11 protein-coding genes are annotated in these 14,564 nt (G+C 38.2%); 7 read left to right on the forward strand and 4 right to left on the reverse strand.

Translation table 11 applies throughout. The features are described 5' to 3' along the window. Positions 1-214: 214 nt before the first annotated feature. Entirely contained in the window at positions 215-814 is a 600-nt protein-coding gene (gene msrA, locus DBO93_RS11465) for a peptide-methionine (S)-S-oxide reductase MsrA (RefSeq protein WP_108456466.1), read from the forward strand. 204 nt (positions 815-1,018) lie between these two features. Here msrA and adk read toward each other — a convergent pair whose 3' ends face one another. Together adk and htpG are read right to left on the reverse strand one after the other, a co-directional pair. Next, complete coding sequence (adk, locus tag DBO93_RS11470; protein ID WP_108456467.1) at positions 1,019-1,663, reverse strand: adenylate kinase; 645 nt, start codon at positions 1,661-1,663, stop codon at positions 1,019-1,021. A gap of 180 nt (positions 1,664-1,843) precedes the next feature. Continuing rightward, complete coding sequence (gene htpG / locus DBO93_RS11475) at positions 1,844-3,805, reverse strand: molecular chaperone HtpG (protein ID WP_108456468.1); 1,962 nt, start codon at positions 3,803-3,805, stop codon at positions 1,844-1,846. A gap of 339 nt (positions 3,806-4,144) precedes the next feature. On the opposite strand from htpG, the gene DBO93_RS11480 reads away from it, so the two are divergent. Continuing rightward, positions 4,145-5,335: a YbfB/YjiJ family MFS transporter gene (locus DBO93_RS11480; RefSeq protein WP_108456469.1), complete on the forward strand. Its 1,191-nt coding sequence runs from the start codon at positions 4,145-4,147 to the stop codon at positions 5,333-5,335. A gap of 175 nt (positions 5,336-5,510) precedes the next feature. Here the strand turns inward: DBO93_RS11480 and recR are convergent, their stop codons facing one another. Further along, positions 5,511-6,116 carry a recombination mediator RecR gene (gene recR, locus DBO93_RS11485; RefSeq protein ID WP_108456470.1) on the reverse strand — a complete coding sequence of 202 codons (606 nt, stop codon included), beginning with the start codon at positions 6,114-6,116 and terminating at the stop codon, positions 5,511-5,513. A gap of 229 nt (positions 6,117-6,345) precedes the next feature. Here recR and DBO93_RS11490 point away from each other — a divergent pair, with 229 nt between their 5' ends. From DBO93_RS11490 to DBO93_RS11505, 4 genes are all read left to right on the forward strand, one after another. Further along, a complete protein-coding gene (locus tag DBO93_RS11490; protein ID WP_108456471.1) occupies positions 6,346-7,656 on the forward strand; it encodes an MFS transporter in 1,311 nt (436 codons plus the stop codon). A 2-nt stretch (positions 7,657-7,658) separates the two neighbouring features. Next, entirely contained in the window at positions 7,659-8,198 is a 540-nt protein-coding gene (gene def, locus DBO93_RS11495; protein ID WP_108456472.1) for a peptide deformylase, read from the forward strand. Positions 8,199-8,369: 171 nt separating this feature from the next. Further along, positions 8,370-9,869: an MFS transporter gene (locus DBO93_RS11500; RefSeq protein ID WP_108456473.1), complete on the forward strand. Its 1,500-nt coding sequence runs from the start codon at positions 8,370-8,372 to the stop codon at positions 9,867-9,869. 172 nt (positions 9,870-10,041) lie between these two features. Further along, positions 10,042-10,254 (forward strand): DUF3565 domain-containing protein, encoded by a 213-nt coding sequence (locus DBO93_RS11505; RefSeq protein ID WP_108456474.1) that lies wholly within the window; start codon positions 10,042-10,044, stop codon positions 10,252-10,254. 168 nt (positions 10,255-10,422) lie between these two features. Here DBO93_RS11505 and DBO93_RS11510 read toward each other — a convergent pair whose 3' ends face one another. After that, entirely contained in the window at positions 10,423-11,445 is a 1,023-nt protein-coding gene (locus tag DBO93_RS11510) for a LacI family DNA-binding transcriptional regulator (RefSeq protein ID WP_108456475.1), read from the reverse strand. Positions 11,446-11,953: 508 nt separating this feature from the next. On the opposite strand from DBO93_RS11510, the gene DBO93_RS11515 reads away from it, so the two are divergent. Then, complete coding sequence (locus tag DBO93_RS11515) at positions 11,954-14,479, forward strand: glycogen/starch/alpha-glucan phosphorylase (protein WP_108456476.1); 2,526 nt, start codon at positions 11,954-11,956, stop codon at positions 14,477-14,479. The last annotated feature ends 85 nt before the right edge of the window (positions 14,480-14,564 follow it).

Consider the following 14,564-nt stretch of genomic DNA (forward strand, 5'->3'; position numbering starts at 1 on the left):
AAATTAATAGCAGTATTTACACTTTATGCTATACAGCCTGTTAACTCTGGTATGTAGTAAAATAATGCTTTGTAGAAATTATTCTGATTAAAAAAATTATAACCAGACTTTTTAAATTAATAATCAAAAAATGAAATACCATTGATCAATAGCAGGTCTATTACGTATAACAACATAACCCATGATACTCTCATCCTTTTAAAGCGAGATTCTTATGAAAAAAATATTAAGCTTAGTTTTAACCTCATCAATACTTTTGTATGCATCGCTGGGTCATACAAATGAAACCAAAAAAGCCATTTTAGCTGGCGGTTGTTTTTGGTGCATGGAATCAGACTTCGAAAAACTCACCGGCGTTACTGATGTTGTATCAGGCTTTACAGGTGGAAAAATTAAAAATCCAACCTACAACGGGGATCATACCGGTCATTATGAAGCAGTCGAAATAACTTACGATCCAAATATAGTAAGCTACCAAGCTATACTTGATCATTACTGGGTAAATATTGACCCTTTTGATGCTAAAGGCCAATTTTGTGATAAAGGACCGAGTTACCTAAGTGCTATTTTTGTAGCTAACGAGCAAGAGCGTCGACTCGCTGAACAAACAAGAACAGCTGTCAAAGCAGAGTTTCCTAATCAAACGGTTGTTACGCCTATTTTAAACACCAGTACTTTTTATCCCATTAAAGGAGAGGAAAGCTATCATCAAGATTATTATAAGAACAACCCTATACGTTACAACACTTATCGTTGGAGATGTGGTCGAGATAGTCGTTTAGAAGAAATCTGGGGAGATAGAGCAAGCCATTAAAAGTCAGTAATGAAATATACTGACAAACTATTAAGTGCAGTAGTATTTAAAAATATTAACTATGGCTGTCTCAATTAACTCAATAAATGGTAGAGCTAGACAGCTTACTTGATAAACATTTCATAGCAAATTTGAGCGCTACGCACAAAAAAAGCTCGCCTAGGCGAGCTTCTTCATTTTTAAGTTAACCTTAAAGGATTTAACTTAAGATAATTTTTCATCTAACAATGCGCTAACTTGTTCAACGGGTTGAGTACCGTCAATAGTTAAATAAGCACAAGCATCTGCTTTAGCTTCAGCTTGGTAGTAGGCAACGAGTGGTTTAGTTTGTTCATGGTAAATACCTAAACGCTTACGAACAGTGGCTTCTTCATCATCTGGACGAACAGCTAAGTCATCACCAGATACATCATCTTTACCTTCCACTTTTGGTGGATTATAAACGATATGATAAACACGACCTGAACCAGCATGAACACGACGTCCAGCCATACGTTCAACAATCACTTCATCTGGCACGTCAAATTCAATAACATGATCAACAGCAACGCCATTCTCTTTCATCGCGTCAGCTTGTGGTATAGTGCGTGGAAAACCATCAAGTAAGAAACCTGCTTTACAATCATCTTGAGCAATACGTTCTTTAACTAAACCAATAATTAATTCATCAGAAACGAGCTGACCTGCGTCCATTACTGCTTTAGCTTTTTTACCAAGATCAGTGCCTGCTTTAATTGCAGCGCGAAGCATATCACCGGTAGAGATTTGCGGAATGCCAAATTTAGCCATTAAGAATTGTGCTTGAGTACCCTTACCGGCACCAGGTGCACCTAATAAAATAATGCGCATTTAGTATAACCCTATTTAATAAATGAATTGGTTTTTGAAAGTGCAAACACTATACATATTCAAAGGGGTGCAAACAAGTGGTAAGCACTGTAAATAAACAAAAAAGGAGCTAAAAAGCTCCTTTTTTTGACTAAAGTCTAACGACATTATGACTTAAGTAGTATTCAACCTGAGTTGGTACTATTTAGTCAGGCTTAACATTAGCTTGTTTAAACGTGACACAAATGTAGCAGGGTCTTTTAAGCTACCGCGCTCAGCTAACATAGCTTGTTCAAATAAAACTTCTGCCCATTGTTTAAACTGTGCATCATCTTGCTCTTCAGCAACATGTTTGATCAAGTCATGTTCAGCATTGATTTCAAAGATTGGCAATGAGTCTGGTACGTCTTGACCAACCGATTGCATCAGCTTCATCATTTGGCTGCTCATATCATGTTCGTCAGCAACGATACATGCTGGAGAGTCAGTTAAACGCTGTGAAATTTTAACGTCTTTAGCTTTACCTTCAAGTGCTGCTTTTATGCGAGTAACAACTGAATCGAATTCTTGCTCAAGTTTTTCTTGTGCTTCTTTCGTTTCTGCGTCGTCCATACCACCTAAATCTAAACCACCACGAGTGACTGATTGTAATTGCTTACCGTCAAACTCAGTTAAGTGGCTAACTAACCATTCATCAATACGATCAGACATCAAGAATACTTCAATGCCCTTCTTGCGAAATACTTCTAAATGCGGGCTATTTTTAGCCGCTTCGAAGCTATCTGCAACCACGTAATAAATTTTGTCTTGACCTTCTTTCATACGCTCAATGTATTGCGCAAAAGAGGCACTTTGCATGCTGTTATCTTGATGAGTAGACGCAAAACGCAGAAGTTTTGCAACCGCATCTTTATTAGCAGAATCTTCTGCTGGACCTTCTTTTAGTACTTGACCAAATTCGTTCCAGAACAGTTGATATTGCTCAGCATCTTTGTTGCCTAATTTTTCAAGCATTTTTAAAACACGTTTAGTACAACCCTTGCGAATTGTTTCAGTGATTTTATTATCTTGTAAAATTTCACGTGATACGTTTAAAGGTAAATCATTAGAATCCAATAAACCTTTTACAAAACGCAAATAACTTGGCATGAATTGCTCAGCGTCATCCATAATGAATACGCGTTGAACAAATAACTTTAAACCATGTTGTTTTTCACGGTTGTGCATATCGAACGGTGCTTTAGACGGAATATAAAGTAATGACGTATATTCAGTTTTACCTTCTACTTTATTGTGTTCCCATAAAAGCGGGTCACCAAAGTCGTGCGAAACGTGCTTGTAAAATTCTTTGTACTCTTCGTCTGAAACTTCTGATTTCTCACGTGTCCAAAGCGCTGTAGCTTTGTTTACTGGCTCCCATATTGCAGGAACAGCTTCACGCGCTTCTATAGCAGGTGAAGTAACATTGCCCTCGTCGTCTTTTGTCTCAGCAACGGCTTCAACGGCAGGTACTTCTGGTGTTAACATTTCAACAGACACAGAAATATGGTCCGAGTATTTAGTAACAATCGACTTTAAACGCCAATCATCAGCATATTCACTTTCTTCTGCTTTTAATTGAAGAATAATGTCAGTTCCACGATTAGTTTTTTCAATTTTAGCGGTGGTAAATTCACCTTCACCAGTACTTGTCCATTCAACACCTTCAGAAGCAGCAACACCGGCAGCGCGTGAACGCACAGTTACCGAGTCAGCAACGATAAATGCTGAGTAAAAACCAACACCAAACTGACCAATTAATTGTGAGTCTGATGCTTCATCACCAGAAAGCTGTGAGAAAAATTCTGAAGTACCTGATTTTGCAATCGTACCTAAGTGATCAACGATTTGGTCATGCGTCATACCAATACCGTTATCAGAAATAGTAAGCGTATTGTTTTCTTTATCACAACTTACACGAACACGTAAATCACCCTCGCCTTCATATAAATCAGCATTAGATAATGCCTTAAAGCGTAACTTGTCAGCGGCATCGGCAGCATTGGAAACTAACTCACGTAAGAAAATTTCTTTATTTGAGTAAAGAGAGTGGATCATTAATTTTAGAAGCTTAGCGTTATCAGTTGCAAACTGATGGTTTTCTTTTTGGCCTGTTTCTGACATGTGAAATTTATCCTACATTTACTGGTTGAAAACGAATATTTGTCGCGGGTATCAAACATTATTATTCAATACTCACTCGATAGTTAACATGTGGGGGTAGCGAAAACATTTTCAAGCAAAAGATTAAAATTTTTCACATTAAACATTCTCCCTGCTTATGTTGATATAAAGCGCTAAGTTTTATCGACAAACCTTTTTGCATAGTCCACATCAAAAATAATGATTTGCTTTCAATCACTTTACTCCTTACATTTAAGTTTTTCTGATGCCCCTCCTCCAGACGATACAGGCGCTTTTATTTCATGAATGTTTACTTAAGTAATGACATAGGTATTGAAGATGTTTTTTGATCGAAACAACAATGCCGCTATTTTACTAGCGGGTATTCTAGCTTTAGTGGTTGGCGTTGGTGTCGCGCGATTTGCTTTTACCTCGTTATTGCCCTCTATGCTAGAAAATCACTTAAGTATTGCTTTTGCTGGTGTACTCGCGTCAATTAACTATGTGGGTTATTTGACAGGATCGATTTTTTCTATTTTCATTAAAGATATTCATGCCAAGGTTAAATACTTTCGAATTGGCTTAGTTTTGTGCGTTATTACCTCGCTACTGTTGGCTTTCAGCGAAAATAACACTATTTGGTTACTGTCTCGATTATTAGCGGGCTTTGGTGCAGCTATGGCGTTAGTGGTGGGCTCTGCCATTGTCATGTCAAAGCTACAAAACACAAATAAAACCAAAGCAATGGGCATTCATTTTAGTGGCTTAGGTTTTTCTATTTTAGTCTCTGATTTAATCATGCGCAGTGTTTTTACCTACAGTGAAAACTGGCAACATGCTTGGTTAGCGTTAGCGATTGCTGGCGCACTTTTCGCCTGTTATTCAGGCTATATTTTAAGTTTTGAAAAACAAACAGCGGATCAAGTTATTAAACACAAATTTGATCGAACGTTATTTACTCCATTAGTTATTGTACTCGCCCTTGCCTATTTTACCGAAGGTGTAGGCATGGTAGTACAAGCAACATTTTTGCCTGATATTGTTAATTCTCTACCTGGTTTAAACGGCTACGGTGGCTATGCTTGGTTAGCGGTTGGCTTAGCGGGTATTCCCTCTTGTATTATATGGATGCGTTTAGCGCATAAATATAACAGTATCGATATTATGATGGTGGCGATGGCACTGCAGGTTGTTGGTATTTTAATACCAACATTTTCAGCTAACATTTATCTTAATTTAATTAGCGGTATGTTATTCGGCGCAACATTTATTGGCCTTGTATCACTGTTTATGAATTATGGCGGCCAACTGGCAGGTAAAAACCCGGTTTTCATTATGGGTTTGATCACCGCGGCATACGGTGTTGGACAAGTCGTAGCACCGTTATATTGTGTGGCATTAATCGCAGAATTTAAAAACTATAACGCGGCACTTTATCTCACTGCTTTTATTGTATGTTGTGGCATATTATTACTTAAATACGCCCAAACCAATTTAGTACCTAAAATGCCTGTAGAAAATGAAACGTAAACTTTAACGTTGTCTTTAACTTTAATTTAAACTTAAATTGAAAGATGAAGCGTTTGGTATGAAAAACAATGGATAAACGTTAGGTGTAAATAGCGAATAAACGAGCAGATTTAGTATGTTCTGCTCGTGATACACCTAGTTAATAAAAATGATTTTTCAGTCTATTTTAAAGCAACTAAAAAATATAATTTTTTCGCCCCGACAAAGCATGTGACAAGGTATTACCGTCAACATATTCTAGTTCACCGCCAACGGGTACACCATGTGCAATCCTTGAGATTTCAACATCGTGGATTTGGGTAAGCTCCGCAATAAAATGTGCGGTAGCTTCACCTTCAACAGTGGGGTTAGTGGCCAATATAACTTCACTAAACTGACCTGTTGCTAGTTGTTTTTCTAGCACATCTAAACCTAAATCATCAGGGCCAATTCCGTCAAGTGGTGACAAATGCCCCATCAAAACAAAATAACGCCCTTGAAATTCACCCGTTTGTTCAATGGCGATAACATCAGCTGGCGATTCAACTATACACAACTGTGTTGCTATTTTACGCTTTGGACTTTGACAAATATCACATAACGCTTCTTCTGTGAAGTTACGGCATTGCTCACAATGGCCTATGTTTTCCATGGCGCGAGCTAACGTTTGAGAAAGCTTGCTGCCACCATGACGATTGCGTTCAAGTAAATGAAAAGCCATACGTTGTGCTGATTTGCCACCTACGCCGGGTAAACATTTTAATGAATCAATAAGTTCTTGAACTAACGGGCTAAATTTCATTACGACTCTTTCTTGGCTTAATTGGTTTTCATTTACCTAATGTTAAGTAAATGAATAATATTTGCAACGGAGTTTATCATTGAGTTTAAAGATTGATAATAACTTATTAAAAAGAATTTTTTCACTTCAAACATAGTAATTTCACCCATAACTTTTAAATTTCAGTATGATGGTGCTAATAAAAATCTTCTTCATTGAAACATTAGCGACAGCATTAATAAGGCCGATCATGCTAACCAATATATTCATTACTTTAGCGTTATTGATATTAAGTTTTATTGGCCTACAACGGATGTTTACGCTACCAAAAAATGTCTGGTTATTATTTTTAGTACAACCTTTGGTGATGGCAGCATCGCCGGTGATTGTTTTTATTGGCGGAATACTGGCTACTAGCATGGGTGCTGACCCCGCACTCGTTACTTTACCGGTTACTGTGATGATACTCGGTGTTGCTAGTGGCGCTATTCCTGCTGCTTTATTGGCTAAAAAGAAAGGTCGACGCTTTGCCGTGTTCACCGGTTTTAGTTTAGGCTTTTCAGGTACGATGCTAGCAACCTTTGCCGCGTTAAATGGTAGTTTCGAATTACTGGTATTAGCCAGTTTGCTTTTCGGCATCAGCACCGCCTTTATTCAACAGTTACGATTCGCCGCAATTGAAAGTGTCACTGACAGTAATGAAGTACCAACAGTACTTTCAATTCTAATGCTCAGTGGTATTTTTTCCGCATTTTTAGGCCCTGAAATTGCCGTAACAGCCAAAGATTGGTTAAGCTCCCCTTATGGTTATGCTGGCTCATTCTTATTTCTCTCAGGGTTATTTATTATTGCCATGGTGTTGATGTTAGGCTTCAAAAATCCAGAAATAAAATTCAGTGATAATGATGGTGAAATTCGCCCTTTAAGTGTGATCATAAAACAGCCCATTTTCATTATCGCAATATTATCAGCGGCCATTGGCTTTGCGCTTATGAGTTATCTTATGACCGCCACACCATTGAGTATGTATCAACTACATGGGCACAGTTTAAACGATACAAAATGGGTGATACAAAGTCACATTGCCGCTATGTTTATTCCATCACTATTCACCGCTTTATTAGTTAAACGTATTGGTTTGAAGAATTTAATGTTAGCTGGCACCTTAATCTATACGGTAGTTACCGTTATTGCTTTGTCGGGTGAACAAGTTATGCATTATTGGTGGGCATTGGTTTTATTAGGTATTGGCTGGAATTTTCTTTTTCTTACTGGCACGTCATTATTACCGCAAAGCTATCACCCTAGCGAACGCCATAAAGTTCAGGCGCTTAACGACTTTATAATTTTTGGCTTTCAAGCTGCCGCCTCTTTAATGGCCGGTTGGATATTATTCAAAGCCGGTTGGCATGTTGTAGTAATCACCAGTTTACCTTTTATTATTATCTTATTTGCTGTTAGTTGGTTTTACTTTAAAAAAGAGCGTGAAAAAATCAATCAAGCATCCACCAATGCAGTGGCTAATGCTCAGCAAAAAATCATTCAACAAAGCGAAGTATAAACTTGAGCACTTTAACTATTTTACAACGTGGCGAGCCAGTGTTATCTGCAATCGCAAAGCCAATACATAATATTGATAGCGCTGAAATAAAACAGCTGATTATTGATCTTAAAAGCACCGTAGCTTTGGCAAAAGGTGTCGGTATTGCAGCTCCTCAAGTAGGACAAAGCTTGCGACTATTTATTATGTGCTCTGCGCCTAGCGAGCGCTACCCTGACGCACCATTGTTAGCACCTTCAGTGATCATCAACCCAGAAATAACTCATACTAACAATGAGCAAGAATTAGGTTGGGAAGGCTGTTTAAGTGTCAAAGGCAAGCGAGCCCTAGTCCCACGATATACTAGCATCGAGGTTAAGTTCCTTGATGAAAATGGTATCAAACATGCTCAAACGCTGACCGGCTTTCTAGCTAGAATTTTTCAGCACGAATTAGATCATCTCGATGGTATTACTTTTATCGAACGACTAGACCATGAAAGTGATGCAATCGACGAACAGCAATGGCGCAATATTATTTCACCTACTAAAAACTGCGACTAAAACTTAGCCGCGATATTGAACCAAGGGTGAATACGTATGCAGTTAATGTTGTAAATTGAAGACTATTGCTAAGATGGAAATCACAACCGTTAACCACTATTTTGGCAAATCAAATACCTAAGCCTAAATGAATAACCGTTAACTTCGATTTATAACAATAAGAGTTAGTTTATGACCACCAAACCACAACTTAATTTTTGGCAAATTTGGAATATGTGTTTCGGCTTTATGGGAATACAGTTCGGTTTTGCCCTGCAAAATTCAAATGTCAGTCGAATATTTCAAACCTTAGGGGCCGATTATTCAAACATGGCTATTCTGTGGATTGCAGCCCCCATTACTGGACTTATCGTTCAGCCAATTATTGGTTACTTTAGTGATAATACTTGGAATAGGCTCGGACGACGCAAGCCCTACTTTCTCTATGGCGCAATAGCCGCGAGTTTATCTTTATTTATAATGCCTAATTCCCCTACCTTATGGGTTGCGGCGGGTATGCTATGGATAATGGATGCCTCGATTAACGTTTCAATGGAACCATTTCGCGCTTTTGTTGGCGATATGTTACCGAGAAAACAACGCGCTATGGGCTATGCAATGCAAAGTTTTTTCATTGCTGTTGCCTCTGTAGTTGCCTCATCATTGCCTTGGATGATGGCAAATTGGTTCGATATCAGCAATGTCGCAGCGCCAGGTCTACTGCCTGATACTGTTAAATTTTCATTTTATGCTGGTGGTGTAATATTCCTGCTTGCCGTGTTGTGGACCATATATTCAACAAAAGAATATTCACCTGAACAGCTAGAAGCGTTTCAAAACGCAGAAGAGCAACCGCTAAGTGAAGAAATTTTTACTCCTCGCACAGCAAAAAAATACTTTACCGGTGCTGCTGCTTGGTTATTGTTAGGATTAATCAGCTTTGTGATAATCGCGCTTAATGTTGAGCAACTCGATAAAAGTTTATTTATTCTTGCCGGTGGTTTTTGTTTCTTTGCAATTTGTCAGTTGGTGGCTGGCTTAATGGCAAAAAACAATAGTAACAATGGCTTTGCCCAAGTAATGTCAGACCTATTTTCAATGCCACAAACCATGAGGCAACTCGCCTTTGTGCAGTTTTTCTCTTGGTTTCCATTTTTTGCTATGTGGACTTACACCACAGCCGCAGTGACTGAATTTCATTTCGGCAGCTCTGATGTAACATCAGCAGCATTTAATGAAGGGGCTGACTGGGTAGGCGTACTATTTTCAGCTTACAACTTAACCTCAGTTTTTGCCGCAATATGTATTCCTATGGTGGTTAAATACTTTAATTTACGTATTGCCCATATGATCAATCTATTTTTAGGTGGTGCTGGCTTTATCTCATTCCTTTTCATTAATGACCCTACCTTACTTATTGTCTCTATGATTGGTATTGGCTTTGCTTGGGCGTCAATTTTATCGGTGCCCTACGCTATTTTAGCGAATGCCTTACCGGCTAAAAAAATGGGTTTATATATGGGAATATTTAACTTCTTTATCGTATTACCACAGATATTAGCGGCTAGTATTCTAGGCTTTTTAATCACCAAAGTTTTCGACAATCAGCCTGTGTATGCACTTGTTGTTGGTGGCGCAAGCATGCTATTTGCAGGTTTATTAACTTTACGAGTTAAAGAGCCAGAATATTAACCAATTCGCTCCTTGTTAAAACAATAAAGCCTGATAACGAAAAGTATCGATATCAGGCTTTAAGCAATCAGGTGCAGTAATTATATTACGTTTTATTTTTTATCGAGTAATAGGTAAGTACAATACCCAATTAAAGATGAACTAGGCACAATATAACGATGGATAGTTTCAAATGTTAACGCCAATTATCGGTTATCACCTCGATGATGAAAATCATTGGGTTGCTCGTTTAGCTTGCGGACATTTTCAACATGTTCGACACCAACCTCCTTTTATTAATCGTCCATGGGTATTAAAACAGTCAACGAGGGATGAAAAATTGGGGCAAAAACTTAATTGTATTAAGTGTGATCAAGGCGCGGTAGCTGATTTTTCACTAATATAGATTACTGATGCAAAGATTATGGATGCTAAGATTGCAGGTGTTAAATTTTCGGGAGCATAGCCTTATGGGAATATAGTTTTATGGGAACATTAATGTCGGGTACATAGCTAACTCGTAACTCAATAGACTTTAAGCCATTAAATAAAAGCTAAAAATCCACTCAATCACCTAACTACCGCAAGACTTTCTTACCACTAATGTCGCTGGCATTAATTGTGTTTGTGTTTCTTCTCCGCTCACTAATTGCAGTAACTTATCAACTAAAAGCTCACCAGCCAATACGGTGTCTTGTTTGGCGGTGGTTAATGCCGGCGAAGTTGAACAAGCCGTAGCTATATCATCAAAGCCCACGATAGCAATATCACCAGGTACGTTATAACCAGCTTCCTGTATCGCGCGCATTGCGCCAATAGCAATTAAATCACTTGCCGTACAAATAGCATCAAATTTTATGCCACTGGCAATGAGTTGTTGAGCCGCTTGATAGCCAGACTCATCAGTAGAAATAGCATCAATTTGCAGGTTGCTATCTACTTTAAGGTTATGATCTTTTAATGCTTTGCAGTGGCCAGAGTAGCGTTCTAAAAACTCAGGAGAGCCGGTACTTACCCCACCTAAAAAGGCAAAGTGTTGTCGATTATTCTTAATAACATGCTCTGTTACTTGGTAGCCGCCATGAAAATTATCACAACCCACAGAAACCACAGAAAGCCCTTTAACGTCAGCTCCCCAGCGCACAAAATGGGTTTCTTGTTTGATCAGTTGAACCAGCTTTTCTTCGTAATCGGTATAATCGCCATAGCCCAGTAAAATAATGCCATCCGCTTTGCGGGTATCTTCAAAGTCAGCGTGCCAGTCATTGCTCATTTGTTGGAACGACACTAATAAATCGTAACCCTTTTTTGCACTGGCTCGAGTAATACTTCCCAGCATCGACAAGAAAAATGGATTAATTAAAGAGTCATCATTGGTGGGATCTTCAAATAATAATAAGGCAATTGTGCCACTAAGTTGAGTGCGTAAACTACTGGCATTTTTATCAACTTTGTAGTTTAGCTCTTTGGCAATTTCTTGCACACGCCGACGGGTTTCCTCATTAACCAACGGACTGTTTCGCAATGCACGCGATACTGTTGATTGAGAAACTCCTGCTTTATAAGCGATATCAAATGATGTTTGTTTTGATCTCACAGCAAACCTATAAGTGAAAAACTCTAATTCATATTAACTGAGGGATTAATCTAAGTACATAATTTAATTGACGATGGCGTTGCAATAAAGTCTTTAGCTGTGACAACGCTTAATAATAAACCATCACGTAACTCATGCAACAAACACAAGTAGGCAAATGCTTAACTGAAAATTGTCGCTGCTCATGTTTTAAATATTTATTGCTTTTAAAAGTCATAAATACATACGTATGCATGCATATTTACTGATGTTTTTTCTGTGCATACGTATGTAGTTCATTGCTCTAATAACTAACATCGGCATAATAAATTCACGCGCTAATTTAATTCCTAAACTTAGGAACGCTTTATAAAAGAGCAAACATAATCACACAATGGTCGCGCCATTGATTACATGCTGTTTGGTTAACGGATTAAAAACAGACATGACGAAGCTTCACTTTTTACCGTAAATCATAAAGTGAAAATTTACCGACATTACAATGTCCGATTAAAGAGTTTGTAGTTATATGATCACCAAAACAAAAACATCTAATAAAACGCTGTCAGCAACAAACAAGAGCGCGCCACAACTGAGCGTTGCTGACATAAGCCAGCGTATAAAGCATCATTTAAAGTTCACCCAGAGTGATCAAATCGATTGTGATAAAAAATCGGCCTACTGGCGAGCAACGTCCTTAGCACTCAATGATATTATTGTAGATAAACTACAAAGCACAAAAGCTCGCCAACAGCAAAGTGAAGTAAAATCAGTTAATTACTTATCACTTGAATACTTAATGGGTCGTTTACTTTCAAACAACCTACATAACTTAGACTTATACACCCCGACACAAGTTGCGCTAAAACAAATGGGTTTTGATTTAGCAGACTTGTGTGAGCAAGGTGCTGATCTCGCTTTAGGTAATGGTGGCTTAGGTCGTTTAGCGGCATGTTTTTTAGATTCGCTTGCTACCTTAGATTACAACGCAATGGGTTATGGCGTGCATTATCAACATGGTTTATTCAAACAAAGCTTTGTTGACGGTCAACAAATAGAAACGCCTGATATGTGGCGAGAATTTGGTAGCCCGTGGGAAATTTGTCGCCCAGAATCTAGTCAAAACATTGCATTATATGGTTATGTAGAAGATGTTGCCCAAACCGATGGCACCACTAAGCCCTTATGGCATGCTGGTAAAAACTTAAAAGGTGTTCCGTGGGACGTGCCAATTGTTGGCTATAATTGTGAAACCGTTAACACTTTGCGTTTGTGGGAATGTCGTGCAGATAGTGCTTTTGACTGGGAATTGTTGAACCAAGGCGATTACTTGCAAGCTCATCAACAACAAGTTTTCGCTGAAACCGTTTCAAAAGTGCTTTACCCAAATGACGAGCATGATGCAGGCAAAGAGTTGCGGTTTATTCAACAATACTTTTTCTGTGCTTGTTCTGTACAAGATATTATTGCCCGTTTTGAAAATCAATATGGCAGTATTTCAGATAAAAACCATTGGTCTACATTTTGTGAAAAAGTTGCCATTCAACTCAACGACACCCACCCTACTGTCGCTATTTTAGAATTAATGCGCACCTTGATTGATAACCATAATATTGATTGGGATAACGCTTGGGCTATCTGTCAAAAAGTATTTGCCTATACCAACCACACGCTATTACCTGAAGCGCTTGAAAAATGGTCTGTAACATTATTTCAGCGAGTATTACCACGCCACTTATCGATTTTATATCGTATTAATGAAGCATTTCTAAATAACGAGGTTAACGCGTTATGGCCGAATAATGATGACATGCGCGCCCGATTATCATTAATTGAAGAAGGCCATGAACCTAAAGTTCGCATGGCACACCTTTGTGTCGTTACTGCACATAAAGTTAACGGTGTAGCGCAAATTCATTCTGACTTAGTCAAACAAGATCTATTCCCAGAATTTAACCAATTATGGCCAACAAAATTAACTAACGTTACTAATGGTATTACACCTCGCAGATGGCTAAAAGCTTGTAATCCTCTACTCGCTAATTTACTTGATAACACCATAGAAGGTGATTGGGCTAAAAACCTTAACAGCTTAAGTCAGTTAGCTGCATTGGCTGATGATGCTGATTTTCAAAAAGCGTTTATGACCATAAAACAGCAAAATAAAATTGCCTTAACCAAAGAAATAAAAACCTTAACGGGTGTAACCGTTAGTCCTGATGCAATTTTTGATGTTCAAATTAAACGTTTACATGAATATAAAAGGCAGCACTTAAACCTTTTACATATCATTTCGCTTTACCGTCAATTGTTAGAAAATCCTGAACTCGACATGCAACCAAGAGTATTTATTTTTGGTGCTAAAGCAGCACCTAGCTATCAATTAGCTAAAGAGATTATTTACGCTACCAATAAAATTGCAGACAAAGTTAACAATGACGAACGAATTCAAGACAAGCTCAAAGTAATTTTCTTACCTAATTATCGCGTAAGTTTGGCAGAAAAAATCATTCCTGCCTCTGATGTTTCTGAGCAAATATCAACCGCAGGCAAAGAGGCTTCTGGCACCGGTAATATGAAGTTAGCACTGAACGGGGCTGTTACTATCGGCACACTCGACGGAGCAAACATTGAAATAGCCGAAGAAGTAGGCAATGAGAATATATTTATATTCGGCTTAACTGTAGATGAAGTTAAAGCGCTTGATGCGAACGGATATAACCCTTATCACTACTATGAAAATAATACCGAAATTCGCGCTTGTTTAGACTGGCTAGATACCGATTATTTTACCCCAGGCAAACCTGGTGAGTTATCAGCCATTAAAAACTGCTTTTTAGCGGGTGGAGATCCTTACAAAGTATTAGCTGATTTTCAAAGCTATGCGAATGCCCATAAGGCATTAGGTATGGCATATAAAGATCGTCAAAAGTGGGCCAAAATGGCAATTTTAAATACCGCTTTAATGGGTAAGTTTAACTCGGATCGATCTATTGAAGATTACGTAAAAAATATTTGGCACTTAACTCCTAGCAGATCTAACGAGCTAATCTAAAGAACTAAAAAAGTTTAAGTAAGCTAAGTGATAAAGATATCTGATGTTAACGCAACCGATTAATTGATAACAAGCAAACCATCGG

The organism is Colwellia sp. Arc7-D (genome assembly GCF_003061515.1).
Taxonomy (GTDB): Bacteria; Pseudomonadota; Gammaproteobacteria; order Enterobacterales; family Alteromonadaceae; genus Cognaticolwellia.

What these genes read in the sequence shown, in the direction of transcription:
- msrA (WP_108456466.1), top strand. Translation starts at nt 215, where the DNA reads ATGAAAAAAATATTAAGCTTAGTTTTAACCTCATCAATACTTTTGTAT.
- adk (WP_108456467.1), bottom strand. Translation starts at nt 1,663, where the DNA reads ATGCGCATTATTTTATTAGGTGCACCTGGTGCCGGTAAGGGTACTCAA.
- htpG (WP_108456468.1), bottom strand. Translation starts at nt 3,805, where the DNA reads ATGTCAGAAACAGGCCAAAAAGAAAACCATCAGTTTGCAACTGATAAC.
- DBO93_RS11480 (WP_108456469.1), top strand. Translation starts at nt 4,145, where the DNA reads ATGTTTTTTGATCGAAACAACAATGCCGCTATTTTACTAGCGGGTATT.
- recR (WP_108456470.1), bottom strand. Translation starts at nt 6,116, where the DNA reads ATGAAATTTAGCCCGTTAGTTCAAGAACTTATTGATTCATTAAAATGT.
- DBO93_RS11490 (WP_108456471.1), top strand. Translation starts at nt 6,346, where the DNA reads ATGCTAACCAATATATTCATTACTTTAGCGTTATTGATATTAAGTTTT.
- DBO93_RS11500 (WP_108456473.1), top strand. Translation starts at nt 8,370, where the DNA reads ATGACCACCAAACCACAACTTAATTTTTGGCAAATTTGGAATATGTGT.
- DBO93_RS11505 (WP_108456474.1), top strand. Translation starts at nt 10,042, where the DNA reads ATGTTAACGCCAATTATCGGTTATCACCTCGATGATGAAAATCATTGG.
- DBO93_RS11515 (WP_108456476.1), top strand. Translation starts at nt 11,954, where the DNA reads ATGATCACCAAAACAAAAACATCTAATAAAACGCTGTCAGCAACAAAC.